The organism is Streptomyces sp. S4.7, from assembly GCF_010384365.1.
In the GTDB taxonomy this organism is placed as follows: Bacteria; Actinomycetota; Actinomycetes; order Streptomycetales; family Streptomycetaceae; genus Streptomyces.
The window spans coordinates 4,324,658-4,350,061 of record NZ_CP048397.1 but is presented as its reverse complement, the minus strand read 5'-3'; the positions used below and the strand labels follow the sequence as shown (position 1 = coordinate 4,350,061).

The window sequence follows — 25,404 nt, the reverse complement described above, 5'->3', positions numbered from 1 at the left end:
AGCTATCCGGCGGCCCGTCGTTCCGCCGGGGGCGTGGGCTTACGGCGTGGCGGAAAGACCTCGGACGGCTTGGGCATCGGGCGCTCGGTGGCGGGACGCCCCGGGGCCGCCGGGCGGCGGGGCGGCGCGGGCGCTTTCCCCGGCGCCTTTCCCGGCTCCTCCTTCGGCCGGTCCGGGTCGGCGGCGGCGCGGCCTCCCTGGAGCGCCAGCAGCCGGGTACGGGGCGCGGGCGCGGCGGGCGAGCGGCCGGCGAGGCGGGCCCGTACGGAGTTCTCGGCGATCAGCCGGCAGCGGTCGAGCAGCGCGGTGGCGGCGGGTGCGGGGCGCAGGGTACGCAGAGCCATGAGGTCCTCCGGGCGGGGGTCGTACCCGGCGGCCAGGGCGTCCTGGAGAAGCTCCAGATACCCGGCGGCCGAGCCGGGAAGCGCGGCGCGGTAGCGGGCGAGGTCGGCGAGGAGGAACGCGCGCAGCCGGCCGGCCTCGCGGACCGCTTCGTCCACGGACTCGGCGAGGCGCAGGCATGCCTGGACGTCCTCGTCGGGGAGGGGAGCGGGGTGGAGTGCGACGGCGAGGGCGCCTCGGAGCACACGCAGCTCGTCTGCGCCGAACGCCATGCCGCCGCGGGATCCGTATGGCGTGGGCATGAGGTGACGATACTCACGAACCGCACAAAATCGTCTAAACGCGACGGCAGCGGCGCGGCGGGGGCCGGGGGCCGCCGTTCGGACGGGCCCGCCCACCGGCGGGCTGACGTGCCGGGCCGGACCCGCGCCCGGCCCGGCGGCCCGATCCGGACGACGGACCCCGCGAACGACGGCCCTACATGCGCGACACGTTGCGCTCGTACACCAGTCGCAGACCGATCAGCGTCAGCCACGGCTCGTGCTCGTCGATCACCGACGACTCACCGAGGATGATCGGCGCCAGGCCGCCCGTCGCGATCACGGTCACCTCGCCCGGGTCCTCGGCCAGCTCGCGCGCCATCCGTGTGACGACCCCGTCGACCTGGCCGGCGAATCCGTACACGATGCCCGACTGCATCGCCTCGACCGTGTTCTTGCCGATGACACTGCGCGGCCTCGCCAGCTCGATCTTGCGGAGCTGGGCGCCCCTGATGCCGAGCGCCTCGACGGAGATCTCGATGCCGGGCGCGATGACCCCGCCCGTGTACTCCCCGCGCGCGCTGACCGCGTCGAACGTCGTGGCCGTACCGAAGTCGACGACGACCGCGGGACCGCCGTACAGCTCGACGGCGGCGACCGAGTTGATGATCCGGTCGGCGCCGACCTCCTTCGGGTTGTCGACCAGGATCGGTACACCGGTCTTGATGCCGGGCTCGACCAGGACCGCGGGCACGTCTCCGTAGTACCGGCGGGTCACCTCGCGCAGTTCGTGCAGGACGGACGGCACGGTGGAGCAGATCGCGATGCCCTCGATACCGTCACCCAGCTCGTCGCCGAGCAGCGGATGCATTCCCATCAGGCCCTGGAGGAGGACGGCGAGTTCGTCGGCCGTGCGGCGCGAATCGGTGGACACGCGCCAGTGCTCGACGATCTCCTCGCCGTCGAACAGACCGAGCACGGTGTGGGTGTTGCCGACATCGATGGTGAGCAGCATCAGACACCCGCCTCGCGCAGGTCGAGGCCGATGTCGAGGATCGGGGCGGAGTGCGTGAGGGCTCCGACGGCGAGATAGTCGACGCCGGTCTCGGCGTACGCGCGGGCGTTCTCCAGGACCAGCGTGCCGGACGACTCCAGCAGGGCCCGGCCGGCGACGAGCGCGACGGCCTCGGCGGTCTCGGCCGGGGTGAAGTTGTCCAGCAGGATCAGGTCGGCGCCCGCGTCGAGGACTTCGCGAACCTGCTGGAGCGTGTCGGTCTCCACCTCGATCGCGAGGTCGGGGAACTGGTCCCGTACGGCCTTGAAGGCCTCGGCGACCCCGCCGGCCGCCACCACGTGGTTGTCCTTGACGAGGGCGGCGTCGGAGAGCGACATCCGGTGGTTGACGCCGCCGCCGCAGCGCACGGCGTACTTCTCCAGGGCGCGCAGACCGGGTGTCGTCTTACGGGTGTCGCGCACCTTCGCGCCGGTGCCCTCCAGCGCGTCGGCCCACGCGCGCGTGGCGGTCGCGATGCCGGAGAGCCTGCACAGGAGGTTGAGCGCGCTGCGCTCGCCGGTGAGCAGGTCCCGGGTGCGGGTGGTGACGCTGAGGAGCTTCTGACCGGCCTCGACACGGTCACCGTCCTCGACGTGCCGCTCGACCTCGAAGTCCTCCGTACAGACGAGGGAGAGGACGGCCTCGGCGACGCGCAGTCCGGCGACCGTGCCGCTCCTGCGGGCCGTGAAGTCGCCGGTGGCGACGGCGTCGGCGGGGACGGTCGCGACGCTCGTCACGTCCACGCCGTGGTCGAGGTCCTCACCGATGGCGACATGGGCGATGTCCTCCACCTGCACGGGGTCGAGCCCGGCCTCGGCCAGCAGCGTGGCCAGCGCGGGGTCGAGACCGCACTCCAGGGAGTCCTCGCCGTCGGAACAGCCGCAGCCGTCCCCGCAGCCCCCGGCGGCCGACGCCGGGGCGCCGATCTGGATGAGCGGTACGTCCACGGCCTCGGGGCGCGGACTGTCTTCGGGCGTGCTCACGGTGACGGCTCCATGGGGACGGCGGGATCTGCTGGGCGTACGGCGGGAAACGCGGGGGTGTCGGTCCGGCTCAGCTCCAGGGCGCGGCCCGCCCCGAGCGTCACGACGAGGTGACGGCGCCAGTCGGTGTCGTCACGTTCGGGGAAGTCGTCGCGCCAGTGGCAGCCACGGGTCTCCTCGCGCTCCAGGGCGGCGGCCACCAGGACGCGGGCGACGCACAGGAGGTTGGAGGTCTCCCAGGACTCGACGCCCGGCTGGGCGGGTTTTCCGCGGTCCGTGGGGCGCAGCGCGTCCTGGTACACGGCCTCCAGGGCCTCGGCGGCCGTGCCCAGACTCGTGGCGGACCTGAGGACCCCCGCGCCTTCGGACATGATCCGCTGGATCGTGAGGCGTGCGTCGGGGGCGATGAGCGGCAGGAGAGCGGCGGAATCCGCCGCCCCGTGCGCGGTGGCCGGGGGCCGGACGGCGGAGGGCCCGTTGCGGGGGGCCGCCGCGACCGCGGCGATGTCGGCCGCGATGCGCTCGGCGAACACGAGCCCTTCGAGGAGGGAGTTGGACGCCAGCCGGTTCGCGCCGTGCACACCCGTGCACGCGACCTCGCCGCAGGCGTACAGGCCCGGCACGGTCGTACGGCCGCGCAGGTCGGTACGGACGCCGCCGGAGGCGTAATGGGCGGCGGGCGCGACCGGGATCGGCTCGGTGACCGGGTCGATGCCGTGCGACCGGCAGGCGGCGAGGATCGTGGGGAAGCGCGTGGCCCACATCCGCGCGCCGAAGTGCCTGGCGTCCAGATACATGTGCTCGGTGCCCCGCTCCCGCATGCGGCGCATGATGGCCTTGGCGACGATGTCGCGGGGAGCCAGCTCGGCGAGTTCGTGCTGGTCGAGCATGAAGCGGATCCCGTCGGCGTCCACGAGATGGGCACCCTCGCCCCGTACCGCCTCGGACACCAGCGGCTGCTGGCCCTCCGACCCGGCACCCAGGAAGAGCACCGTCGGGTGGAACTGCACGAATTCGAGGTCGGAGACCTCCGCCCCGGCGCGCAGCGCGAGGGCCACGCCGTCGCCGGTCGAGACCGCGGGGTTGGTCGTCGCCGAGAAGACCTGGCCCATGCCGCCGGTGGCCAGGACGACGGCGGGGGCGCGGACGGCTCCGACGCCGTCGTGCTGGCCCTCGCCCATCACATGGAGGGTGACGCCGGAGGTGTTGCCGTGCTCATCCGTGAGGAGGTCGAGGACCAGCGCGTTCTCGACCGTACGGAGGGAGGCGTCGCGCACCGCGTCCACCAGGGCGCGTGAGATCTCCGCGCCGGTCGCGTCGCCCCCCGCGTGGGCGATGCGGCGGCGGTGGTGGCCGCCCTCGCGGGTCAGCTGGAGGTCGCCCGTCGCGGACGTGTCGAACCGCGCGCCGGTCCCGATCAGGCGCCGGACGGCGTCGGGGCCCTCGGTGACCAGGGTGCGTACGGCCTCCTCGTCACAGAGGCCCGCGCCGGCGACGAGGGTGTCGCTCAGATGCTGCTCGGGGGTGTCGCCCTCGCCGAGGGCGGCGGCGATGCCGCCCTGCGCCCAGCGGGTGGAGCCGTCGTCGAGGCGCGCCTTGGTGACGACGACCGTTCTGAGCCCGGCCGCCGTGCAGCGCAGCGCCGCGGTGAGTCCGGCGACGCCGGAGCCGACCACGACGACGTCGGCGTCGATGGCCCAGCCGGGCACGGGCGCGGTGAGCTGGATGCCGGCAGGCGGGCCCGGCGCCGGCTGCCGGGCGGACTCGGCGGTCACTGGGCGGCTCCGAACGTCAGGGGGATGTTGTCGATCAGCCGCGTCGCGCCGACCCGCGCCGCCACGGCGAGGATCGCCTCGCCGGTGTGGTCGTCGGGGACCTCGGTGAAGTCGGCGGGGTCCACGAGGGCCAGGTAGTCGAGCGTGAAGGACCGGTGGTCCCTGGCCGCCCGGTCGAGGACGACGCGGGCCGCGGACCGTACGGCGTGCGCGCCACAGCCGCGCGTCGGCGGCGTACCGGAGGCGGCGTTGGCCACCGCGTGGGTGTCGGCGGCGGCACGGGCCTCGCCGAGCGCGGAGAGGGCGGCGGCACGGGCCTTGGACGTGGGCGCGGACTCCGCGCGGGCGCGCAGCGCGTGCTGGGCCCCGAGGCGGTCTCTCGCCGCGAAGAGCGCGAGGGAGAGCGTGAGGGCGGTACGCCGCTCGGCGGCGGAGAGGAACCGGTTGCGGCTGGAGAGCGCGAGACCGTCCTCCTCACGGACCGTCGGCACGCCGACGATCTCGACCGGGAAGTTCAGGTCGCGGGCCATCCGCCGGATCAGCGCGAGCTGTTGGGCGTCCTTCTGTCCGTAGAAGGCGACATCGGGGGCGGTGAGGTGCAGCAGCTTCGCGACGACGGTGAGCATGCCGTCGAAGTGGCCGGGCCGCGCGGCGCCTTCGAGACGCTCCCCCATGGGGCCGGCGGAGATCCGCACCTGGGGCGTGCCGCCCGGGTACACCTCGTCGACGGACGGGGCGAACACGGCGTCGGCGCCTGCCGCCTCGGCCGTCTTGAGGTCCGATTCGAGTGTCCGGGGATAGCGGTCGAGGTCTTCGCCCGCGCCGAACTGGAGCGGGTTGACGAAGACGGTGACGACGACGAAACCGGCCGCGCCGACATGCTCCCGGGCGGCGCGCACCAGCGCGGCGTGGCCGTCGTGGAGGGCGCCCATCGTCATGACGACGGCGGTACGGGCGGCCGGCGCGGACCCGTGAGCGGCCGGGGGCCGGTCGCCGTGGCGTGCGAGCAGCCGGTCCAGCTCCACGCGCGTGGAGGCCAGTTCGAGGCTCATCGGCCGCTCCCCCCTTGGTGGTCGCCGTCGGCGAGGACGTCCAGCAGGTCCTCCGCCAGCCCCGGCTTGAGCAGACCGTGGGCGAGTGCCCGGTCGGCCGTCGTACGGGCCATCGCCAGATAGCCCGGCACGGCGGCGGGCGCGTGCTCGCGCAGTTCGGCGACGTGCGCGGCGACGGTGCCGGCGTCACCGCGCGCCACGGGGCCGGTGAGCGCGGCGTCGCCGGAGCGCAGCGCGTTGTCCAGGGCGGCGCCGAGGAGCGGGCCGAGCATCCTGTCCGGCGCCGCGACACCGGCCTTGCCGAGCAGCTCCATCGACTGGGCGACCAGCGTGACCAGGTGGTTCGCGCCGAGCGCCAGGGCCGCGTGGTAGAGCGGGCGGGCGTCCTCCTCGATCCACTCGGGCTCGCCGCCCATCTCGATGACCAACGCCTCGGCGGCGAGCCGCAGTTCGTCGGGTGCCGTGACCCCGAAGGAGCAGCCCGCCAGCCGCTGGACGTCCACGGAGGTGCCCGTGAACGTCATCGCGGGGTGGAGCGCGAGCGGCAGCGCGCCCGCGTGCAGCGCGGGGGAGAGCACCTTCGTGCCGTACCGCCCGGACGTGTGGACCAGCAGCTGTCCCGGCCGTACGGCCCCGGTCTCGACGAGCCCTTCGACCAGGCCGGGCAGGGCGTCGTCCGGGACGGTCAGCAGCACCAGTTCGGCGCGGGCGAGCACTTCGGCGGGCGTCACCAGGGGCACGTCGGGGAGCAGGACGGCCGCCCTCCGTACGGAGGCGTCGGAGACGCCCGACGCGGCGACGGGGCGATGGCCCGCGAGCCGGAGAGCGGCGGCCAGCGTCGGCCCGACGCGGCCGGAACCGACGACTCCGACCGTGAGCCGGGCGGGTCTGTCCCTCGGGTCACGAGGATCTCTGGGAACTGCTGATGCGTTCACGCGACGGGGCCTTCCGTTCCAGTCCGCGACGGGTACCGGACGATTTCTCGCCATGCTACGCCAGCGTTTCGTGGCATTCCCCGACTGTCCACAGGCTGTGGGCGGCCCCGGCTGAAGGACTGGGACCCGTCCGCCCCGTGGACGATGATCCCCCCATGGGAGACGTCAGCGAACGGGACGAACGACGACGACGGCTGGCCGCCTGGAAGGCGTCCGGACGGACCCTCTGGCGAAGCTCCGCCGACCGGCCCCTCGGTGAGCGGCTGGCCGCTCTGGCGGCCGACGCGTCGTCGGTCCACGACCTGGACGGATGGACGGACGTGTACGGGGACGGGGTCGTCGCCGAACTGGAGAGCCGGGTGGCGGACCTGCTCGGCTTCCCGGCCGCCGCGTTCTTCCCGACCGGGACCATGGCGCAGCAGGTGGCGCTGCGGTGCTGGGCGGGGCGCACCGGGAACACGACGGTGGCGCTGCATCCGCTGGCGCACCCCGAGGTGCACGAGGGCGGCGCCCTGTCGGTCGTCAGCGGCCTCCGTACGGTCCATCCGACGTCCGCGCCCCGGCTGCCCACGGCGGAGGAGATCCACGCCGCTGACGAGCCGTTCGGCACGCTGATGCTGGAACTGCCGCTGCGCGACGCGGGGTTCGTGCTGCCGACGTGGGACGAGCTCGTCGCCGTGGTGGCGGCGGCGCGCGAGCGCGACGCGGTGGTGCACTTCGACGGCGCGCGCCTGTGGGAGTGCGTGACCCACTTCGGCCGGCCCCTGAGGGAGATCGCGGGACTCGCGGACAGCGTGTACGTGTCCTTCTACAAGTCCCTGGACGGGCTGTCCGGGGCGATGCTCGTGGGGCCGTCGGCGGTGGTCGAGGAGGCGCGGGTGTGGCGGCATCGGTACGGAGGACAGCTCTTCCAGCAGTATCCGGCGGCGCTGTCCGCGCTGCTGGGGCTCGAACGGGAGCTGCCCCGGCTGCCTTCGTACGTGGCGCACGCGCGCGTGGTCGCGACGGCGCTGGCGGAGGGGCTTGGGGCGCCGGCGCCGGGCACGGCGGGGCTACCGGCGGCCCCGTGGTTCCGGGTGCATCCGCGAACGCCGCACACGCACCAGTTCCAGGTGTGGCTTCCGTACGGCGCGGCGGTGCTCAACGAGGCGGCGGTACGGCAGGCCGAGGAGACCGGTGTGACGCTGTTCCGCCGCTGGTTCGAGTCGGGCGCGGGCCCGCCCGGCGTGGCGGTGGCGGAGGTGACGGTGGGTTCGGCCGGGCTGGAGTGGACGGCGGACGACGTCCGGCGGGCCGTGGTTGAGTTCATGGCGCGCGTGGTGGCGGGAAACGCGTCCGACGATTGACCGAGGGCGTCAATCGTCCGCCGTGGTGTCGGTGGTGGCGTGCAGCATGGGTGCATGAGCGTGACCATCGACATCACCGGGCTGCCCCACGAGCGCATCGTCTTCGGCCCCTCCCCGCTCGCCGAGCTGGGCGCCGCCCTGCACGCGCTGTCCGAGCCCGGCCACCACGCCCGGCTGAACGGCTGGGTCACCTCCACGTCCGCCGGCCTCAAGCCCGAGCTGGCCGACCGGCTGCACGAGGCGGACTTCCTGTGGCGGTCCGCCCGCTCCGACATCCTGCTGCCCGCCCGCCCCCGCGAGACGCTGGCCGAGGAGCTGGACGACCTCGACACGATGCCGGACGAGCAGTACGTGGACGCGGCGCTGGAGATCTCCTGCGCCAGTCACTACGGCACGGGCGCGCCGTCCCCGCTGGCGGACGGCGCGACGCGCGAGCGCGTACTGGATCTGGCGGCGGCACGGGGGCCGCACCAGGCCGCCTTCGTACGGCGCATGCTGACCGATCCGCCCGCCGTCCGGGGGTGGATACGGCGGCTCCTGGAGGACTGCGACGAGGCGTTCTTCGCCGAGACCTGGCGGCGCGTCCGGGTCCAGCTGGCCGCCGACGCCCGGCACAAGACCGAACTGCTGCGCCGCAAGGGGCTAACGGACGCCGTCGCCGCCGTCTCGCCGGCGGTGAGCCTGACGAAGACGGCGACGGGGGGCCGGGCCGTCGTCATCGACAAGCTCACGTCGGGCTGCACGAGCGCCGCGGGATCGGGTCTGACCTTCGTGCCGACCGCCTTCGGCTGGCCTCATCTGCTGGCGCTGTACGCGCCCGGCTGGCAGCCGGTCGTCCAGTACCCGCTGGGCAGCCCGGAGCCGTCGGGCGGCGCGCCCTCCGTGGAGACGGTCAAGCTGCGTCTGGAGGCGGTCGCGCACCCCATGCGGATGCGGATGTGCCGGAGCCTCGCGCGGGGCTGGTACACGACGGGCGAGCTGGCCGACACGTACGGGATCTCGGCGCCCGAGGTGTCCCGGCATCTCGCCGTGATGCGCAAGGCCGGTCTGCTGACGACCCGCCGCCGGGGCCGCTATGTGCTGCACCAGTTGGACGTGACCCTCGTGGCCCGGCTCGGCAGCGACTTCCTGGAGGGCGTGCTGCGCTGACCGGAACAGAGCCGCCACGGCCGCGGGCCACGGCTACGGCTACGGCTACGGCTACGGTTCAGTCGAAGCGGATGTGCTTGACGCCGGTCCAGGCGCGCCGCAGCCGGTGGCGGAACGCGCTGTCGGTGTTCGGCGTGAGCCGCAGCCCGGCCGAAGCGGCGACTGCGTCGGCGACCTGGGGAATCGTCAGACCGTCGTTACGGATGTGCTCGCCGAACTCCGGCCGGGACAGCCGCTCCAGACAGTGGTCCAGCTTGCTGACGGCGAAGCTCTCCCGCATGAGTCCCAGCCCGAGTCCGCGTTCGGTGAGCCTCTTCAGGACGGTCTCGCGCGCCGCCAGCAGCGCGAAGTGGTGTACGTCGTGCCCCTCCTCGCGCAGGCGGCCGACGATCTCCTCGAAGTAGCCGTCCTCGACGAGCGTCATGGGGGCGATGACGGTGCCCTCGTGCCCGCGCAGCGCCAGATCGAGCATGTCGTGGACGCCCTGCCGCCAGACGGGCAGGTCCTGGAAGTCGCCCCGGAGCCCCGTCGGCAGCATGCGGTGCAGCCCGAACCCGACGTACTCGGGATCGCAGACGACGCTGCCCGGCAGCCGCCGCGCGATCTCGTGCGCGGTCTGTGTCTTCCCGCCGCCGAACGGCCCGTTGATCCACAGCAGCATCAGAGGGCGCCTCCCCCGGCGCGCACCAGCCCCGACTCGTACGCGAGCACCACGACCTGCACCCGGTCGCGCAGACCGAGCTTGGTGAGGATGCGGCCGACGTGCGTCTTCACGGTCGCCTCGGAGAGCACCAGCCTGGCGGCGATCTCGCCGTTCGACAGGCCCTGGGCGACCAGCAGCATGACTTCGCGCTCGCGGCCGGTCAGCCGCTCCAGCGCGCCGTAGGCCGCGCCGTTCTCCTTGCCGCTCGGCAGCATCGCCGAGAAGCGGTCGAGCAGCCGCCGGGTCGTGGACGGCGCGACGACCGCGTCACCGCTGTGCACGGCGCGGATCGCGGTCAGCAGTTCGGACGGCGGTACGTCCTTGAGCATGAAGCCGCTGGCGCCCGCCTTGAGCCCGGAGAAGGCGTACTCGTCGAGGTCGAACGTGGTCAGGATGAGTACCTTGGGCGCACCGGGCTCCGCGCAGATCCGGCGGGTCGCCTCCACACCGTCGAGCCGTGGCATGCGGACGTCCATCAGGACGACGTCCACGGCGGTGCCGCGCAGATTCTCGATCGCCTCCGCGCCGTCGCCCGCCTCCGCGACGACCTCCATGTCCGGCTGTGCGGCCAGCACCATACGAAAACCGGTGCGCAGCAGCACCTGGTCGTCGACGAGCATCACGCGGATCGACATCGGCGGGTTCCTTGTCCGTTGGGTCCAGCGGTCGGTGGGGAAGAGGGCGGAGGTGGTGCCGGTGGACGCTCAGTGCGCGGGCTTCAGTGGAAGGAGCGCGCTGATGCGGAAGCCGCCCCCCGGGCGGGGCCCCGCGTCGAGCGTGCCGCCGACCATGCCGACGCGCTCGCGCATCCCGATGAGACCGTGCCCCCGGCCGTCCGCGCCGCCGTCCACGTACATCTCGTGGCCCGCGCCGCGCCCGTCGTCCTCGACCAGAAGTCCGAGCCCGTCGTCGAAGTAGACCAGACGCACGCTGGCTCGCACATCGGGTCCGCCGTGCTTACGGCTGTTCGTCAGGGCCTCCTGCACGATCCGGTACGCGGTGAGCTCCACCCCGCTCGGCAGCGACCGGGGGGTGCCCTCGACCTTGAAGTCCACGGTGAGCCCCGCCGACCGCACCTGTTCGACCAGATCCTCTATCTGCCGGACGTCGGGCTGCGGCACGTACTCGCCGCTCTCCTTCACATCCCCGGTCCGCAGCACACCGAGCAGCCGGCGCATCTCCGCCAGCGCCTGCCGTCCGGTGCCCGAGATGGTCTCCAGGGCCTGTCTGGCCTGCTCGGGGGCGCTGTCCAGGACATAGGCGGCGCCGTCGGCCTGGACGACCATCACGGAGACGTTGTGCGCGACGACGTCGTGCAGCTCCCGGGCGATCCGCGCGCGCTCGGCCGCGACGGCCACCTTGGCCTGCGCCTCGCGCTCCTTCTCCAGCCGGGTGGCGCGCTCCTCCAGCTCGGCGAAGTAGGCGCGACGAGTACGGATGGAGTCGCCGAGCACCCAGGCGAGCACGAAGGGCACGGTCAGCACGACGGTCAGGAAGACCTGCCCGCTGAAGCTGGCCTCGGTGGAAGGCCAGCGCAGTGATGCCAGCGGCGCCGCGGCCACCCCGCCGATCAGCCCCAGCCGGGTGGCCCAGCGGGGGCCGCCTCGGGCGGCGACCGTGTAGATCAGCGCCAGCATGGCGAAGTCCGCCGGATTGACGCTGATATCGGCCAGCAGCTGGACCACGCCCAGGACGGCGATGAGCAGCAGCATCTTGTCCGGGGCACGTCGGCGCAGCGCGACGGTCAGCGACAGCAGAAGGACGACGACGAGGGCCACGAGCATCCGCTCGGCGCCGGTGTTGCTCTCCACCCCCACCCACAGCACGGAGAACCCGAAGAGCACCACAGCCCAGAAGCTGTCGACGCCCGTCGGGTGCCTGCGGAGAAAATCATAGAGACGCTGCACGTAACCCAGCGTAGGGAAGCGGGAAAGGTAGAAGGGTCAACCGGAGGGCCGATCCGGTCGGTCGGCGCGTACTCCCCAAGGTGGAGACTTGGGCCCGTGACGGATGAGACGTGTAAGCGCGAGGGGACTCACGGGGCTCCGTGGGGCCCGGAGCCCCGTGGGTGGGCCGCGGCCATGGAGAGCGCGCTGTACGGCCCGGAGGGCTTCTACCGGCGCCCTGAGGGACCCGCCGGGCACTTCCGTACCTCCGTGCACGCCTCCCCGCTGTTCGCTTCGGCCGTCGCGCGCCTGCTGGTGGCGACGGCGGAGGCGCTGGACACCGACGAGATCGCGCTGGTCGACGTCGGCGCGGGGCGCGGGGAGCTGCTGACGGGGGTCCTGGCCGCCGTACCGGACGGGCTGGCCGTCACCCCGTACGCCGTCGAACGGGCCGCCCGCCCGCCGGGGCCGGACGCGCGCGTGGAGTGGACCGACCGGCCGCCGGCCGGGGTGCGCGGGCTGCTGTTCGCCAACGAGTGGCTGGACAACGTGCCGGTGGACGTCGCCGAGACCGGACCCGACGGGACGGTGCGGTACGTCCTGGTCGGCCCCGACGGTACGGAGCGGCCCGGCGCCCCGGTCGACGGCGCGGACGCCGACTGGCTGGCGCGCTGGTGGCCGACGGCCGAACCGGGGGCGCGGGCGGAGATCGGGCGCACCCGTGACGAGGCGTGGGCCGCCGCCGTGGCGACCCTGGACCGAGGGCTGGCGGTGGCCGTCGACTACGCCCATGTACGGGGCGACCGGCCGCTGTTCGGGACGCTGACCGGCTTCCGGGACGGCCGCGAGGTGCGCCCGGTGCCGGACGGGAGCTGCGACATCACCGCGCATGTCGCGCTGGACGCCTGCAAGGCGGCGGTCGCGGCGGACGCCAGGGGCGGCGCGGGCGCCCGGGGCGGTTCGGCGGCCTTCGTACTGAGCCAGCGCGAGGCCCTGCACCGCCTCGGTGTCAGCGGGGCGCGCCCGCCGCTCTCCCTCGCCGCGACCGACCCCGCCTCCTACGTGGGCGCGCTCGCCACCGCCGGCCAGGCCGCCGAACTGACCGCCCGCGGCGGTCTCGGCGACTTCGGCTGGCTGATGACCCCCGTCGGGACCGCTCTGAGAGACTGGGCCCCATGACGGAGACCACCCGCACGACGGTCGGCATCGGCGGCGCGGCCGAGAGCACGGACATGGTGCTCAACATCGGGCCCCAGCACCCCTCCACACACGGTGTGCTCCGGCTGCGACTGGTACTCGACGGCGAGGTGATCCAGCACGCCGAGCCGGTCATCGGCTATATGCACCGCGGCGCCGAGAAGCTGTTCGAGGCGCGCGACTACCGCCAGATCGTGATGCTCGCCAACCGCCACGACTGGCTGTCGGCGTTCTCCAACGAGCTGGGTGTGGTGATGGCCGTCGAGCGCATGCTCGGTATGGAGGTGCCGCAGCGCGCCGTCTGGACCCGGACCCTGCTCGCCGAGCTGAACCGGATGCTCAACCATCTGATGTTCCTCGGCTCCTACCCCCTCGAACTGGGCGGGATCACCCCGGTGTTCCACGCCTTCCGGGAACGCGAGGAGCTCCAGGCCGTCATGGAGGAGATCTCCGGCGGCCGGATGCACTTCATGTTCAACCGGGTCGGCGGACTCAAGGAGGACCTGCCCGCGGGCTGGCTGGACCGTGCCAGGCACGCGGTCTCCGAGGTCCGTTCGCGGATGGACGTGTACGACAGGCTGGTCCTCGGCAACGAGATCTTCCGGGGCCGCACCCGTGGTGTGGGCGTCCTCTCGGCGCGGGCCGTGCACGCGTACGGGGTCTCGGGACCGATCGCGCGGGCCTCGGGCGTCGACTTCGATCTGCGCCGCGACGAGCCGTATCTCGCCTACGGCGAACTCCAGGACACGCTCAGGGTCGTGACCCGTGAGGACGGCGACTGCCTGGCCCGCTTCGAGTGCCTGCTGGGACAGACCCACAACTCGCTGGACCTCGCGGACGCGTGCCTGGACCGCATCGCCGACCTGGAGCCCGGTCCGATCAACCAGCGGCTGCCCAAGGTCCTCAAGGCGCCGGAGGGACACACGTACGCGTGGACCGAGAACCCGCTCGGCATCAACGGCTACTACCTGGTGTCGAAGGGCGAGAAGACGCCGTACCGGCTGAAGCTGCGCTCGGCGTCCTTCAACAACATCCAGGCCCTCACCGAACTGCTGCCGGGCACCCTGGTGGCCGACATGGTGGCGATCCTCGGCTCGCTCTTCTTCGTCGTGGGCGACATCGACAAGTAGGACCGACCCGGCGGCCGTCCAGGTCCAGGGCGTGTCCGCGAAGTCCCGCCCGGCCCTCGCCGCGGGCGGAGGGCGCTACTGCCCGGACGCGTCCTGGGTCCTGTCTTCGAACTGGCGTCGTCCGCCCGCAGGGCGGGGCTCACGGCGTCCGGTGCGTGCGATCGCAGGACGGAGGATCGCATCCGTACCGGGCGTACTCGGGCGGTCCGACAACGCGGCGGGCGGGCGTGCCGGGCGTCGTGAGCCAGACGCCAGTGTGAAGACAGGACCTAGGAGCCGATCGCGCTGCGCAGCTGGCCCAGCGGCAGCGGCTCGGTCTCGTCGTGCTCGGTCAGGTCGATGACCTGACCCACCGCCCGTTCGTCGGACCCGCGCTGGGCCAACGCCTCCTCGCCGGCCACATCGGCCAGGTCCTCGCGCTGCGCACGCTCCAACTGCGCCTGCTCCGGCCGTCCGGCCCCGGTGTCCACGGCCGCCCGGTCGGGGGATCCGTCCTCCGTCGCGTCGGCGGACGGTTCGATCGCCGCCGGGCCGCCCTTCTGCGTACCGAAGAAGTCGAACCCTCCCTCGGGGCCGCGCTGGAGCCGGTGCCGCCTGCTGTACGGGACGATCGCCGAGGCGCCCGGATGGGGGCGGGTGGCGGGCAGGGACGACGTCGGCCGGGCCTTCAGCGGCAGCGCGGACGACGGGCGGGTGTGCTGCTCGGCGGCCGTCGCCGCTTCCGCCGCGCGCCGCTCCTCGGCCGCCTTCTCCCGCTCGGCCCGCTCCCGTTCCGCCCGCTCGGCGCGTGCCTTCTTCGCCGCCTTCGCGGCCTGCTTCGCCCGCTCCGCCTCCGCGTCGGCCTCGCGGGCCGCGCGTTCGGCGAGCTGCCGCCGGCGGGCGTCTTCGAGGATCCGCCTGGTGTGCTGCGTGATGCCGTTGCGCGTCAGATCGTCCAGGGCCTTGGCGGCCCGGAAGTACACCGACGCGGTGGGCGTACTGCCCGCGGGGGGAAGGGCCTTGGGCTCCTGGGCCGCCTCGATCGCGAGCTGCCGCCGGCCCTCCAGCGCGCTGGCCCGCGCCGTCTCCGCCGTGGCGTACCGCCGCAGGAGCGCGGCGTGCTCACCGCGCAGCTTCGCGAGTTCGACCCGCTTGGCGCGCAGCTTGGTCTCCAGCCTGGTGCGAATCTCGCGCGATTCGTCGATATCGGCTTCGAGTTCGGCTATTCGCTCCTCGGTCTTCCACTCCTCGCTCGCCCGCGCGCGCAACAGCTCCGCGACACGCCTGCCCGCCGCCGAGTCCCAACTGCGCATCAGGTACGCGCCGGTGGCGGCGGCGGCCGCGGTGACGGCCACCAGACCACGGAGCGCCACGGGTTCCGCGAGGAGCCAGGCACCCGCGGCGCACAGAGCCGCGGCCCCCGCCACGGCCGACGGCGGCAGAATCCTGTGGAGGGGCGGGGAATGGCGATGGCGTCCACGTGGCATGGCCCGAAATTTACCGCGCGTGGACGCGGAATGGGGGTCGGCCGGACAATCTTTCCCCGTCCGTTGCCGACTCCGCTCCCGTTCCTCTACTTCCCGGCGCCCGGCGGCTACTTGCCGATCAGACCTTTCGACTCCAGATACTCCTTGGCGACATCCGCGGGCTTCGCGCGTTCCGCGTCGACCTTCAGGTTGAGCTTCGCGAGATCCTCTGTCGTGAGGGCGTCGCCGAGTTTGCCGAGAAGGTCCGCTATCTCCTGGGAACCGGCGTCCTTGGCATTGACGACCGGAAGTACGTTGTCCGCGTTCTGGAGCTTCTTGTCGTCCTCCAGGACCACCAGACCGAAGCTGTCGAGCGTGCCGTCGGTGGTGGTGCTGAGCACCAGCTGGTCCTTGCCGTCCTTCACCGCCTGCTTGGCCTGCGGCGTGCCGACACCCTGCGGGTCGATACCGACGACATCGATCCCGTACGTCTTCTTCAGACCGGGCGCGCAGAACGGCCGTACCTCGCACTCGTCGCCCGCGGCGATCTTCACCTTGAGCTTCGAGGCACCCAGATCGGAAAGGGTCTTGAGGTTGTTCTTCTCCGCGTATTCCTTGGTGACGGCGAAGGCGTTCTGGTCGACCGCCTTGCCGGCGGGCAGCACCTTCAGCCCGCGCGGCTCGGCCAGCTTCTCCAGGGCGGCGACCGTGGCGGCCGTGTCGCTGGAGGCGAGCGGGGTCTTCAACGCCTCGTCCGCGCCGTTCACCTTGGCGTTGAGGAATTCGGTGAGCGTCGCCGCGTACTCCGGGACGACGTCGATCTCACCCTTCTCCAGGGAGGGCTCGTACAGCTCGCGGTTCTTCACCGTGGTGACGGAGGTGTCGTATCCGCCGTCACCGAGGATCTGCGCGTAGAGCTCGGCGAGCACCTTGGACTCGGTGAAGGCCGCCGCGCCGACGACGAGGGAGCCCTTCTTGTCGGAGCCCGAGCCCTTGTCGGAGCCGCCGTCCGACTCCAGGCTGTCGCCGCCGCACGCGGCGAGCGAGCCGGTGAGGACGACAGCGCCGAGTACCGCACCCGCCATGCGCGAGATCTTGCTCATGAAAGTTCACCATCCGTAGAGGCCATAGGGAGGCCGAGAAAGTCGGTCGTCACACGGTCGTCGTGTCACTCGGGTCACTCGGGTCTTCGTCACACGGTCTTCGTCACCCGGTCTCGCGGAAGCGAGTCACCCGTCGGGAGCGAGTCGCCGGGACTGAGGGCGTCGCTCGGAACGCCGTTCGGAGCGCCGTCGTGTGTGCCGGGCGGCCGTGCCCGGGAGACGGCGGCGGAAGGAGACGGGTCGAGCACCCGGTCCACCGCCACGAGCACGCCCTCGACCAGCAGCGCGAGCAGCGCCACCAGGAGCGCGCCCGCGACCACCTGCGGGGTGTCGTACGTGTTGAAGCCGGCCGTGATGATCCGCCCGAGGCCGCCCTGCCCCACCATCGCGGCGATGGTGGCCGTGGCGACCACCTGCACGGACGCCGACCGCAGTCCGGTCATCACCATCGGGTACGCCAGGGGCAGCTCGACCCGGAGGAAGAGCTGGCGCCCGGACATTCCCATGCCCCGTGCGGCTTCCAGCACCGCGCGGTCCACCTCCCGCATACCCACGTAGGCGTTGGTCAGCAGCGGCGGCACGGCGAAGAGCACGAGCGCGACGATGGTCGGCACATAGCCGGCGTTGCGCAGCGGGGAGAGCATGAACAGCGCGAGCACGGCGAAGACCGGGATCGCCCGCCCCACGTTGGAGATGTTGACGGCGAGCGCGCCGCCCTTGCCGATGTGGCCGAGGTAGAAGGCCGTCGGCAGGGCTATCGCACAGGCGAGCGCGAGCGCGACCCCGCTGACGTACACATGCTCGCCGAGCCGGGACAGGGCCCCGCCCTCGCCGGACCAGTTGGAGCCGGTGATCAACCAGGTCCACGCGTCACCCAGGACACCCATGGGTCAGCCCCCCACCTTCACCGGGCCGCCGGTCCGCCCCGCGCGCGCCGGACGCGGCGCGCGGCCCTTGCCCGTACGTATGCGCGTCCAGGGCGTGAGCAGCCGTTGGAGTCCCAGGAGGAGCAGGTCGGCGGTGACCGCCAGCAGCACGCAGAGCACGGAGGCGGTGAGCACCTGCGCCTTGAACAGGCTGGGCAGCGCGTCCTCGATGAGATTGCCGAGGCCGCCGCGCCCCACGATCGAACCGACGGTCGTCAGGGCGATCGTGGAGACCGTCGCGATCCGGATCCCCGCCATCAGCGCGGGCAGGGCGAGCGGCAGCTCGACCTCCCAGAGAAGCCGCCCGGAGCCGTACCCCATCCCGCGGGCGGCCTCCTTGGCTTCCGCGGGGACGGAGTCGAGGCCCGCCATGATGTTCCTCACGAGGATCGTCAGGGAGTAGAGCACCAGGCCGGTGACCACCAGCGCGGTCGACAGCCCGAAGAACGGCAGGAGCAGCGAGAACATCGCCAGCGACGGGATCGTGTAGAGCAGTGTGGTCAGTCCGAGTACGGGACCGGCGAAAGCCGGTTTCCCGCGTGCGAGCAGCGCGAGTGGAAAGGCCACGAGCAGCCCGATGAGGACCGAGACGACGGTGATCCCGATGTGCTGGACCGTCGCATCGATCAACTCCTGGCTACGGGAGCGGAGATACTCTCCGCAGATCCATTCGTTCGCCGCCAGACAGCTTTGAGTGCTCATCCACCCCCGCCTCCCCTATCTCCCCGAACGTATGTCTGGTGTCTTTGTCTGGGCGACCCTATCCCCGACCACCGACAATCGCGGAAGGCCGCCACATTCCAGCAACATCGCCTTCACACAAGACGCGTCACAATGGGGAAACCATGATCCGATTCGAGCACGTCACCAAGCGGTACCCGGACGGCACCACGGCCGTCGACGACCTCAGCCTGGAGGTCGGAGCGGGCGAGCTGGTCACGCTCGTCGGACCGTCCGGCTGCGGCAAGACCACCACCATGAAGATGGTCAACCGGTTGATCGAACCGACCGAAGGTCGGATATTCATGGACGAGGACGACATATCGACCATCGACCCCGTTCAACTCCGGCGCCGGATCGGTTACGTGATCCAGCAGGTCGGCCTCTTCCCCCACAAGACGATCCTGGAGAACACGGCGACCGTCCCCCATCTTCTGGGCTGGCAGCGCGGCAAGGGCCGTGAGCGCGCTGCCGAACTCCTCGACCTCGTCGGCCTCGACCCGTCCGTCTACGGCGACCGCTACCCCGAGCAGCTCTCCGGCGGACAGCGCCAGCGTGTGGGCGTGGCACGGGCGCTCGCCGCCGACCCGCCCGTCCTGCTGATGGACGAGCCCTTCGGCGCGGTCGACCCCGTCGTACGCGAGCACCTCCAGAACGAGTTCCTGAAGCTCCAGGCCGCCGTCAACAAGACCGTGCTCTTCGTCACTCACGACATCGAGGAGGCGGTCCGGCTCGGTGACCGGATCGCCGTCTACGGGCAGGGCACCATCGAGCAGTTCGACGCCCCCGCCGCCGTGCTGGGCACGCCCGCCACGCCGTACGTCGCCGACTTCGTCGGCGCGGACCGCGGCCTCAAGCGCCTCTCGGTCACGCCGATCGAGGAGGGCGACCTGGAGCAGCCGCCCGTCGTGCATCTGGACGACCCGCTGCGGGCGGCGGCGGCGAAGCTTTCGAAGGAGGGCGCGCGCTGGGCGGTCGTCCTGGACGCCGAGGACAATCTGCACGGCTGGATCTCCACCGAGCAGACCGCCTCGTCCGGCACCGTGCGGGAGCACGCCCGCCGTATGGAGGCATGGCTGCCCGTCGGCGCCTCACTCAAGCAGGCGTTCTCCACGATGCTCCAGCACGACGCCGGCTGGATCGCCGTCATCGACAAGGAGGAGACGGGCCGCTTCCTCGGCGTCCTGACCCCGGCCCGACTGCACGAGGCGCTGCGCCGCTCGATCGACGCGGACGCGCACGCCATCGCGCGCACCGAGGTGGAACTGGAGACGGTCGCGCAGATCGCCGCTTCCTGACCGCGCCGTCCCGGGAGAGGCCGCGCCCGCCCGGCGGGCGCGTCCCCGCCCCCGTACGGGCCTAGGGTGGGACGTATGAGTACGTTGCGCCCGCGGGGCGGAAGGGGCACGGTCGACGGCCTGCCGGAGTGGGACCGCTGCGCGGTCATGGGAGTCGTCAACGTGACGCCCGATTCCTTCTCCGACGGCGGGCGCTGGTTCGACACCACCGCCGCCGTCAAGCGCGGCCTCGATCTGGTCACCGAGGGCGCGGACCTGGTGGACGTGGGCGGCGAGTCGACCCGCCCCGGCGCCTCCCGGGTGGACGAGGACGAGGAACTGCGGCGCGTCGTACCCGTCGTACGGGGTCTGGCCTCCGAGGGCGTCACCGTGTCCGTGGACACCATGCGGGCCTCCGTCGCCGAACAGGCGGTGGCCGCCGGCGCCGCCCTGGTCAACGACGTCAGCGGCGGCCTCGCGGACCCGGCCATGGTGCCCGCCGTCGCCGCCGCGGGCGTGCCGTTCGTCGTCATGCACTGGCGCGGCTTCAGCCAGGACATGAACAGCCGCGCCGTCTACACGGACGTCGTCGCCGAGGTGGTGGCCGAACTCCGCGAGCGCATGGAGGCGGTCGTCGCCGGCGGCATCGCCCCCGAGCGTCTGGTCGTCGACCCCGGCCTCGGCTTCGCCAAGGGCGCCGAGCACGATCTCGCCCTGCTGGCCCGTCTGGCGGACCTGCGGGCACTGGGCCGGCCCCTGCTGGTCGCCGCGTCCCGCAAGCGGTTCCTCGGCCGGGTACTGGCCGGCGAGGGCGCCCCGCCGCCCGCGCGCGAACGGGACGCCGCCACCGCCGCGGTCTCCGCCATCGCCGCCCACGAGGGCGCCTGGGCGGTCCGGGTGCACGAGGTACGGGCGACGGCCGACGCCGTCCGCGTGGCGCGCGCCGTCGAGGGCGCCCGGTGAGAAGCCTGCCGAGCGGGACCGACAAGGAACAGGTCGACGCCCTCAACACCGCCTTCTACGAAGCCATGGAGCGCGGCGACCTGGACGGACTGTCCGCGCTGTGGCTGGACGGCGACAGCCCCGGCGTCAGCTGCGTCCACCCGGGCTGGCCGGTGCTCTCGGGCCGCGGCGAGGTGCTGCGCTCGTACGCGCTGATCATGGCCAACACCGAGTACATCCAGTTCTTCCTCACGGATGTCGTGGTGTCCGTCGCGGGCGACACCGCTCTCGTGACCTGCACCGAGAACATCCTCAGCGGCGGACCGGCGGAGGAGAGCGGCGCGCTCGGCCCGCTCGTGGGCCAGCTGGTGGTCGCCACGAACGTGTTCCGCCGCACCCCCGACGGCTGGCGGGTCTGGTCCCACCACGGCTCCCCCGTTCTGGCCGAAACCGACGACGACCAGGACGACGAAACTCCCGCGTGAGTGGGTAGACCGACGTTACGGGGGGGACGGCTCCGCTCCGCTGGAACTACCTGCGGTACCAGTCACGCGGAGCCCGTCGCGAGCACCCTCCGCGGCGCCCGGGGCCCCACGGGCAGGGCGTGTCGGAGCCCGCGAGTAGATTCGAGCCGGGACACCGGCCGTCCGCATACGGCATAGTGCCCCACTTGACCAACGACAGCAGGAGTGATTCGCGTGGACCGTCTCGCGCTGCGCGGCCTCAAGGCCCGTGGGCACCATGGCGTCTTCCCCCGGGAGCGCGAGGAGGGGCAGACCTTCATCGTGGATCTGGTGCTGAGCCTCGACACCCGCCCCGCCGCGGCCGGAGACGACCTGACGAGAACCGTCCACTACGGAATCGTGGCCGAGGAGGTCGTGGCCGTCGTGCGGGGCGAGCCGGTCGACCTGATCGAGACGCTCGCCGAGCGCATCGCGGAGCAGTGTCTGAAACACGACGGCGTCGAAGAGGTCGAGGTGACGCTGCACAAGCCGGACGCCCCGATCACGGTGCCCTTCGACGATGTGACCATCACCATCACCCGGAGCCGAGTATGAATCCCCAGAGCGACCCGACCGTCCAGCCGGTACCGGCCTCGGTGGTGGCCCAGGTCGACGCGGCGGACGTCACCCTGTCCAACCCCAAGCGCGCCGTGATCAGCCTCGGGTCCAATCTCGGCAACCGGCTGGAGACCCTCCAGGGCGCCATCGACGCACTGGAGGACACCCCGGGACTGCGGGTCAAGGCGGTGTCCCCGGTGTACGAGACGGAGCCGTGGGGAGTCGAACCGGGCTCCCAGCCCTCGTACTTCAACGCGATCGTCGTGGTGAAGACGACACTGCCGCCCTCGTCCCTGCTGGAGCGCGCCCAGGCCGTCGAGGAAGCCTTCGACCGCGTCCGGGTGGAGCGCTGGGGACCGCGCACGATCGACGTCGACATCGTGGCGTACGCGGACGTCGTGTCGGACGACCCGGCGCTCACCCTGCCGCACCCGCGCGCCCACCAGCGCGCCTTCGTGCTCGTGCCCTGGCACGACGTGGAGCCCGAGGCGCTGCTCGCCGGGCGGGGTGCGGTCTCCGAACTGCTCGCCGTCGTCGAGCAGCGGGGTGTGGAGCCGCGCGCGGACCTGGAACTCCGCCTGCCCGACTAATCGTTAGGCTTGCGGACCGCCCGGGTGCCGTCCCGGAGTGTCCGGTGCCGGTCGTGCGCGCCGGTTGTCTGTGTGCGGTGACGTGTGTCAGTGACGAGTACGGGTGAAGGGCGGGCTTTCGCGGTGGGGCAATTGCGGATCCGGGTTCTGTTCGGCATCTTCGCCGTGGCCGGGGTGCTCTCCTGGGGCGGGACACGCCTCTGGGACTCCCTCGGCACCCTGCCCAGCGTCCCCCTCGCCGCGCCCATCGTGCTCGCGGTGATCGCCGTCGTCCTCACGGCGACGGCGCTCTCCCTGCGGTCCCGGCTGCGCGCCCAGCGTGAGCGCCGGCCCGGTGCCAAGGGGGTGGATCCGATGATGGCGGCCCGTGCCGTCGTTTTCGGCCACGCGAGCGCGCTGGTCGCGGCGCTGGTCGCCGGGATGTACGGCGGGACGGGCGTCTTCCTGCTCGGCTCCCTCGACGTCCCCGCCCGGCGGGACCAGGCGTACTACGCGGGATTCTCGGTGCTGGCCGGCATCGCGGTGATCGCCGCCGCGATGTTTTTGGAGCGTGTCTGCAAGCTGCCGGAAGATCACGACGACGACCACAAGGGCGTCGCCCGCGCCTGAGCCCGTCCCCGACCGGTCCCGGCGTGGCCGAACCGGATCTCCGGGCGGACCTCGGTCCGTGGGGGTTCAGCGGGCCATGATCAGGCTCATCGCCTCGTTGCGGGTCACCTGGTCGCGCAGCTGACCCCGTACCGCCGAGGTGATCGTCTTGGCGCCGGGCTTGCGCACCCCGCGCATGGACATGCACATGTGCTCGCACTCGACGACAACGATCACGCCACGCGGCTCCAGGATCTTCATCAGCGAGTCCGCGATCTGTGTGGTCATCCGCTCCTGGACCTGCGGCCTGCGGGCGAACACGTCCACGAGCCGTGCCAGCTTCGACAGCCCGGTGATCTTCCCGTCCGCCGACGGGATGTACCCGACGTGCGCGACGCCGTGGAACGGCACCAGATGGTGCTCACAGGAACTCTGCACCTCGATGTCCTTCACCAGCACCATCTCGTCGTGGCCGATGTCGAACGTCGTCGTCAGAACCTCCTCGGGCCGCTGCCACAGACCCGCGAATATCTCCCTGTACGAGCGGGCCACCCGCCCCGGCGTCTCGCGCAGGCCTTCGCGGTCCGGGTCCTCCCCGACCGCGATCAGAAGTTCCCGTACGGCGTTCTCGGCCCGCTTCTCGTCGAAGTCGCCGATCACACCCTCGCCGTCCAGCTTCACGGGGTTGGTCATCTGGGCCTCGTTCCTCTGCCGTTCCGTGCGCGCCAACAGGAATGCCGCGCCCCATCAGGCTAAGACCTGTGGGGCGCGGCATCTATTCCGGGCCTGGTGAGAGACGCGGGATCAGCTTTCGGGACGGTCCTCCGGAACGGCCTCGGCCGCGGACTCGCCGGTCGTCACACCGGGGATCGTGCCGTTGGTACCGGCCGCACCGTTGGTGAGGGCCAGCTCCTTGGGCGAGAGCACCGGCGGACGTGTCGAAGGCGTACGCCGCGAGGAGCCGGTCCACGCCGGACGGGCCGGGCGGCGCACGATCGTCGAGAAGATCTCGGCGATCTGCTCCTTGTTGAGCGTCTCCTTCTCCAGCAGCGCGAGGACCAGGTTGTCGAGAACGTCACGGTTCTCGACAAGGATCTCCCAGGCCTCGTTGTGCGCCGTCTCGATCAGCTTCTTGACTTCTTCGTCGACCAGCGCGGCGACCTCTTCCGAGTAGTCGCGCTGGTGGCCCATCTCACGTCCGACGAAGGGCTCCGTGTTGTCGCCGCCGAACTTGATCGCGCCGAGCCGCTCGGTCATGCCGTACTGGGTGACCATGGCCCGTGCCGTCGCCGACGCCTTCTCGATGTCGTTGGCCGCGCCGGTGGTCGGGTCGTGGAAGACCAGTTCCTCCGCCGCGCGTCCGCCCATCATGTAGGCGAGCTGGTCGAGCATCTCGTTGCGCGTGGTCGAGTACTTGTCCTCGTCGGGCAGGACCATGGTGTAGCCCAGGGCCCGGCCGCGGGACAGAATCGTGATCTTGTGCACCGGGTCGGAGTTCGGAGAGGCCGCCGCGACCAGGGCGTGGCCGCCCTCGTGGTACGCGGTGATCTTCTTTTCCTTCTCGGACATGATCCGGGTCCGCTTCTGCGGGCCCGCCACGACTCTGTCGATCGCCTCGTCCAGCGAGTGGTTGTCGACGAGCTTCTTGTCGCTGCGCGCCGTGAGGAGCGCCGCTTCGTTCAGCACGTTCGCCAGGTCCGCACCGGTGAAACCGGGCGTACGACGGGCGACGGCGCCGAGGTCGACGTCCGGGGCGACCGGCTTGCCCTTCTGGTGGACCTTGAGGATCTCCAGACGGCCCTGCATGTCGGGGCGGTCGACCGCGATCTGGCGGTCGAAGCGTCCCGGGCGCAGCAGCGCGGGGTCGAGGATGTCGGGCCTGTTCGTGGCGGCGATCAGGATGACCCCGCCCTTCACGTCGAACCCGTCCATCTCGACGAGCAGCTGGTTGAGCGTCTGCTCGCGCTCGTCGTGGCCACCGCCGAGGCCCGCACCGCGGTGCCGGCCGACGGCGTCGATCTCGTCGACGAAGACGATCGCCGGGGCGTTCGCCTTGGCCTGCTCGAAGAGGTCACGCACTCGGGAGGCACCGACACCGACGAACATCTCGACGAAGTCGGAACCGGAGATCGAGTAGAACGGGACACCGGCCTCACCGGCGACCGCGCGGGCGAGCAGCGTCTTACCCGTACCGGGCGGGCCGTAGAGCAGCACACCCTTCGGGATCTTGGCGCCCACGGCCTGGAACTTCGCGGGCTCCTGGAGGAACTCCTTGATCTCGTGGAGCTCCTCGACCGCCTCGTCGGACCCCGCGACGTCGGAGAACGTCGTCTTGGGAGTGTCCTTCGTAATGAGTTTGGCCTTGGACTTCCCGAACTGCATGACTCGGGAGCCGCCGCCCTGCATCTGATTCATCAGGAACAGGAAGACCACGACGATGAGGACGAAGGGCAGCAGGGAGAGCAGCACGGATACGAACGGGCTCTGCTTGGAGGGCGAGACCGTGTAGCCCTGCTTGATGTCGCCGCTCTCGAACTTGCTCTGCAGCTTGGCGGCCAGAGCCGAGCCCTGGGAGCCGATGTAACTGGCCTGTACCTTGTCGCCGCCCTGGACCTTCTGACCGTCCTTGAGGTCGATCTTGATGATCTGTTCGTCGCCAGTGGTCAGCTTGACCTGGTCGACCTGGTTCTTGTCGATCGCCTGGACGACCTCGCCGGTGTCCACCGTCTTGTAGCCGCCGGACGAGCCGACGACCTGCATCAACACGACCACGGCGAGGACGGCCAGCACGATCCACATGACCGGCCCACGGAAGTATCGCTTCACGTCCATCCATACGGAGCGAGAACGCCCCGTCCCTCCTGCCCGTAGGTAAATGTCGCTGTGAGAAAAGACTGTTCTTCGGACCGTACCCCAGCATTGTCACCCGCGACCGCACGG

The 25,404-nt window shown here is 71.8% G+C and carries 25 protein-coding genes; 10 read left to right on the top strand and 15 right to left on the bottom strand.

Annotation, left to right across the window (positions count from 1 at the left end):
* Positions 1-2 precede the first annotated feature (2 nt).
* The 6 genes from SSPS47_RS19425 to SSPS47_RS19400 form a co-directional block, all read right to left on the bottom strand.
* Entirely contained in the window at positions 3-614 is a 612-nt protein-coding gene (locus tag SSPS47_RS19425) for a hypothetical protein (RefSeq protein ID WP_164254728.1), read from the bottom strand.
* 205 nt (positions 615-819) lie between these two features.
* Positions 820-1,617: a type III pantothenate kinase gene (locus tag SSPS47_RS19420; protein ID WP_164252173.1), complete on the bottom strand. Its 798-nt coding sequence runs from the start codon at positions 1,615-1,617 to the stop codon at positions 820-822.
* Complete coding sequence (gene nadC, locus SSPS47_RS19415; RefSeq protein WP_164252172.1) at positions 1,617-2,639, bottom strand: carboxylating nicotinate-nucleotide diphosphorylase; 1,023 nt, start codon at positions 2,637-2,639, stop codon at positions 1,617-1,619. Before nadC ends, SSPS47_RS19420 begins: the two co-directional genes overlap by 1 nt.
* Positions 2,636-4,414 (bottom strand): L-aspartate oxidase, encoded by a 1,779-nt coding sequence (locus SSPS47_RS19410; RefSeq protein WP_164252171.1) that lies wholly within the window; start codon positions 4,412-4,414, stop codon positions 2,636-2,638. The genes nadC and SSPS47_RS19410 overlap by 4 nt, the downstream gene beginning before the upstream one ends.
* Positions 4,411-5,466, bottom strand: coding sequence for a pantoate--beta-alanine ligase (gene panC / locus SSPS47_RS19405; protein WP_164252170.1), 1,056 nt, complete (start codon positions 5,464-5,466; stop codon positions 4,411-4,413). Before panC ends, SSPS47_RS19410 begins: the two co-directional genes overlap by 4 nt.
* Entirely contained in the window at positions 5,463-6,401 is a 939-nt protein-coding gene (locus SSPS47_RS19400) for a DUF2520 domain-containing protein (RefSeq protein ID WP_164252169.1), read from the bottom strand. The genes panC and SSPS47_RS19400 overlap by 4 nt, the downstream gene beginning before the upstream one ends.
* 155 nt (positions 6,402-6,556) lie before the next feature.
* On the opposite strand from SSPS47_RS19400, the gene SSPS47_RS19395 reads away from it, so the two are divergent.
* Complete coding sequence (locus SSPS47_RS19395; RefSeq protein WP_164252168.1) at positions 6,557-7,747, top strand: beta-eliminating lyase-related protein; 1,191 nt, start codon at positions 6,557-6,559, stop codon at positions 7,745-7,747.
* Positions 7,748-7,801: 54 nt separating this feature from the next.
* Complete coding sequence (locus SSPS47_RS19390) at positions 7,802-8,896, top strand: DUF5937 family protein (RefSeq protein ID WP_164252167.1); 1,095 nt, start codon at positions 7,802-7,804, stop codon at positions 8,894-8,896.
* A gap of 58 nt (positions 8,897-8,954) precedes the next feature.
* Here SSPS47_RS19390 and SSPS47_RS19385 read toward each other — a convergent pair whose 3' ends face one another.
* The 3 genes from SSPS47_RS19385 to SSPS47_RS19375 form a co-directional block, all read right to left on the bottom strand.
* The gene (locus SSPS47_RS19385) at positions 8,955-9,557 is read right to left on the bottom strand and encodes an AAA family ATPase (RefSeq protein ID WP_164252166.1); all 603 of its coding nucleotides are present in this window, start codon (positions 9,555-9,557) and stop codon (positions 8,955-8,957) included.
* On the bottom strand, positions 9,557-10,234 hold the full coding sequence (locus SSPS47_RS19380) for a response regulator transcription factor (RefSeq protein WP_164252165.1): 678 nt from the start codon (positions 10,232-10,234) through the stop codon (positions 9,557-9,559). The genes SSPS47_RS19385 and SSPS47_RS19380 overlap by 1 nt, the downstream gene beginning before the upstream one ends.
* Before the next feature lie 69 nt (positions 10,235-10,303).
* Entirely contained in the window at positions 10,304-11,506 is a 1,203-nt protein-coding gene (locus SSPS47_RS19375) for a sensor histidine kinase (protein ID WP_164252164.1), read from the bottom strand.
* Between the two features lie 174 nt (positions 11,507-11,680).
* Here SSPS47_RS19375 and SSPS47_RS19370 point away from each other — a divergent pair, with 174 nt between their 5' ends.
* Both SSPS47_RS19370 and SSPS47_RS19365 read left to right on the top strand, forming a co-directional pair.
* On the top strand, positions 11,681-12,664 hold the full coding sequence (locus tag SSPS47_RS19370) for an SAM-dependent methyltransferase (protein ID WP_164252163.1): 984 nt from the start codon (positions 11,681-11,683) through the stop codon (positions 12,662-12,664).
* Entirely contained in the window at positions 12,661-13,812 is a 1,152-nt protein-coding gene (locus tag SSPS47_RS19365) for an NADH-quinone oxidoreductase subunit D (protein WP_147878366.1), read from the top strand. Before SSPS47_RS19370 ends, SSPS47_RS19365 begins: the two co-directional genes overlap by 4 nt.
* Before the next feature lie 269 nt (positions 13,813-14,081).
* On the opposite strand, the gene SSPS47_RS19360 is transcribed toward SSPS47_RS19365, so the two are convergent.
* The 4 genes from SSPS47_RS19360 to SSPS47_RS19345 form a co-directional block, all read right to left on the bottom strand.
* On the bottom strand, positions 14,082-15,278 hold the full coding sequence (locus tag SSPS47_RS19360; RefSeq protein ID WP_203557882.1) for a hypothetical protein: 1,197 nt from the start codon (positions 15,276-15,278) through the stop codon (positions 14,082-14,084).
* A 107-nt stretch (positions 15,279-15,385) separates the two neighbouring features.
* The gene (locus tag SSPS47_RS19355; RefSeq protein ID WP_147878367.1) at positions 15,386-16,360 is read right to left on the bottom strand and encodes an ABC transporter substrate-binding protein; all 975 of its coding nucleotides are present in this window, start codon (positions 16,358-16,360) and stop codon (positions 15,386-15,388) included.
* A gap of 89 nt (positions 16,361-16,449) precedes the next feature.
* Entirely contained in the window at positions 16,450-17,247 is a 798-nt protein-coding gene (locus SSPS47_RS19350; protein WP_164252162.1) for an ABC transporter permease, read from the bottom strand.
* Between the two features lie 3 nt (positions 17,248-17,250).
* Positions 17,251-17,988: an ABC transporter permease gene (locus SSPS47_RS19345; RefSeq protein ID WP_147878369.1), complete on the bottom strand. Its 738-nt coding sequence runs from the start codon at positions 17,986-17,988 to the stop codon at positions 17,251-17,253.
* A 143-nt stretch (positions 17,989-18,131) separates the two neighbouring features.
* On the opposite strand from SSPS47_RS19345, the gene SSPS47_RS19340 reads away from it, so the two are divergent.
* From SSPS47_RS19340 to SSPS47_RS19315, 6 genes are all read left to right on the top strand, one after another.
* Positions 18,132-19,304 carry a betaine/proline/choline family ABC transporter ATP-binding protein gene (locus SSPS47_RS19340; RefSeq protein ID WP_164252161.1) on the top strand — a complete coding sequence of 391 codons (1,173 nt, stop codon included), beginning with the start codon at positions 18,132-18,134 and terminating at the stop codon, positions 19,302-19,304.
* A 75-nt stretch (positions 19,305-19,379) separates the two neighbouring features.
* The gene (gene folP, locus SSPS47_RS19335; protein WP_164252160.1) at positions 19,380-20,246 is read left to right on the top strand and encodes a dihydropteroate synthase; all 867 of its coding nucleotides are present in this window, start codon (positions 19,380-19,382) and stop codon (positions 20,244-20,246) included.
* 5 nt (positions 20,247-20,251) lie between these two features.
* Positions 20,252-20,710 (top strand): nuclear transport factor 2 family protein, encoded by a 459-nt coding sequence (locus tag SSPS47_RS19330; RefSeq protein ID WP_147878412.1) that lies wholly within the window; start codon positions 20,252-20,254, stop codon positions 20,708-20,710.
* 204 nt (positions 20,711-20,914) lie between these two features.
* On the top strand, positions 20,915-21,283 hold the full coding sequence (gene folB / locus SSPS47_RS19325) for a dihydroneopterin aldolase (protein ID WP_147878372.1): 369 nt from the start codon (positions 20,915-20,917) through the stop codon (positions 21,281-21,283).
* The gene (folK, locus tag SSPS47_RS19320; protein ID WP_147878373.1) at positions 21,280-21,876 is read left to right on the top strand and encodes a 2-amino-4-hydroxy-6-hydroxymethyldihydropteridine diphosphokinase; all 597 of its coding nucleotides are present in this window, start codon (positions 21,280-21,282) and stop codon (positions 21,874-21,876) included. The genes folB and folK overlap by 4 nt, the downstream gene beginning before the upstream one ends.
* 123 nt (positions 21,877-21,999) lie before the next feature.
* Entirely contained in the window at positions 22,000-22,485 is a 486-nt protein-coding gene (locus tag SSPS47_RS19315) for a DUF3180 domain-containing protein (RefSeq protein WP_164254724.1), read from the top strand.
* Between the two features lie 66 nt (positions 22,486-22,551).
* Here SSPS47_RS19315 and folE read toward each other — a convergent pair whose 3' ends face one another.
* Together folE and ftsH are read right to left on the bottom strand one after the other, a co-directional pair.
* Positions 22,552-23,157, bottom strand: a complete 606-nt coding sequence (gene folE / locus SSPS47_RS19310; protein WP_147878374.1) for a GTP cyclohydrolase I FolE — start codon at positions 23,155-23,157, stop codon at positions 22,552-22,554.
* A 111-nt stretch (positions 23,158-23,268) separates the two neighbouring features.
* A complete protein-coding gene (gene ftsH / locus SSPS47_RS19305; protein WP_147878375.1) occupies positions 23,269-25,296 on the bottom strand; it encodes an ATP-dependent zinc metalloprotease FtsH in 2,028 nt (675 codons plus the stop codon).
* Between the last annotated feature and the right edge of the window lie 108 nt (positions 25,297-25,404).

Excerpts from the sequence above, each read along its gene's own strand:
- ftsH (WP_147878375.1), bottom strand. The coding sequence starts at position 25,296 with ATGGACGTGAAGCGATACTTCCGTGGGCCGGTCATGTGGATCGTGCTG.
- SSPS47_RS19385 (WP_164252166.1), bottom strand. The coding sequence starts at position 9,557 with ATGCTGCTGTGGATCAACGGGCCGTTCGGCGGCGGGAAGACACAGACC.
- folK (WP_147878373.1), top strand. The coding sequence starts at position 21,280 with ATGAATCCCCAGAGCGACCCGACCGTCCAGCCGGTACCGGCCTCGGTG.
- SSPS47_RS19380 (WP_164252165.1), bottom strand. The coding sequence starts at position 10,234 with ATGTCGATCCGCGTGATGCTCGTCGACGACCAGGTGCTGCTGCGCACC.
- SSPS47_RS19395 (WP_164252168.1), top strand. The coding sequence starts at position 6,557 with ATGGGAGACGTCAGCGAACGGGACGAACGACGACGACGGCTGGCCGCC.
- SSPS47_RS19355 (WP_147878367.1), bottom strand. The coding sequence starts at position 16,360 with ATGAGCAAGATCTCGCGCATGGCGGGTGCGGTACTCGGCGCTGTCGTC.
- SSPS47_RS19425 (WP_164254728.1), bottom strand. The coding sequence starts at position 614 with ATGGCGTTCGGCGCAGACGAGCTGCGTGTGCTCCGAGGCGCCCTCGCC.
- SSPS47_RS19420 (WP_164252173.1), bottom strand. The coding sequence starts at position 1,617 with ATGCTGCTCACCATCGATGTCGGCAACACCCACACCGTGCTCGGTCTG.
- SSPS47_RS19370 (WP_164252163.1), top strand. The coding sequence starts at position 11,681 with ATGGAGAGCGCGCTGTACGGCCCGGAGGGCTTCTACCGGCGCCCTGAG.
- SSPS47_RS19365 (WP_147878366.1), top strand. The coding sequence starts at position 12,661 with ATGACGGAGACCACCCGCACGACGGTCGGCATCGGCGGCGCGGCCGAG.
- folP (WP_164252160.1), top strand. The coding sequence starts at position 19,380 with ATGAGTACGTTGCGCCCGCGGGGCGGAAGGGGCACGGTCGACGGCCTG.
- SSPS47_RS19390 (WP_164252167.1), top strand. The coding sequence starts at position 7,802 with ATGAGCGTGACCATCGACATCACCGGGCTGCCCCACGAGCGCATCGTC.
- SSPS47_RS19360 (WP_203557882.1), bottom strand. The coding sequence starts at position 15,278 with ATGCCACGTGGACGCCATCGCCATTCCCCGCCCCTCCACAGGATTCTG.
- SSPS47_RS19350 (WP_164252162.1), bottom strand. The coding sequence starts at position 17,247 with ATGGGTGTCCTGGGTGACGCGTGGACCTGGTTGATCACCGGCTCCAAC.
- panC (WP_164252170.1), bottom strand. The coding sequence starts at position 5,466 with ATGAGCCTCGAACTGGCCTCCACGCGCGTGGAGCTGGACCGGCTGCTC.
- SSPS47_RS19340 (WP_164252161.1), top strand. The coding sequence starts at position 18,132 with ATGATCCGATTCGAGCACGTCACCAAGCGGTACCCGGACGGCACCACG.
- SSPS47_RS19345 (WP_147878369.1), bottom strand. The coding sequence starts at position 17,988 with ATGAGCACTCAAAGCTGTCTGGCGGCGAACGAATGGATCTGCGGAGAG.
- folE (WP_147878374.1), bottom strand. The coding sequence starts at position 23,157 with ATGACCAACCCCGTGAAGCTGGACGGCGAGGGTGTGATCGGCGACTTC.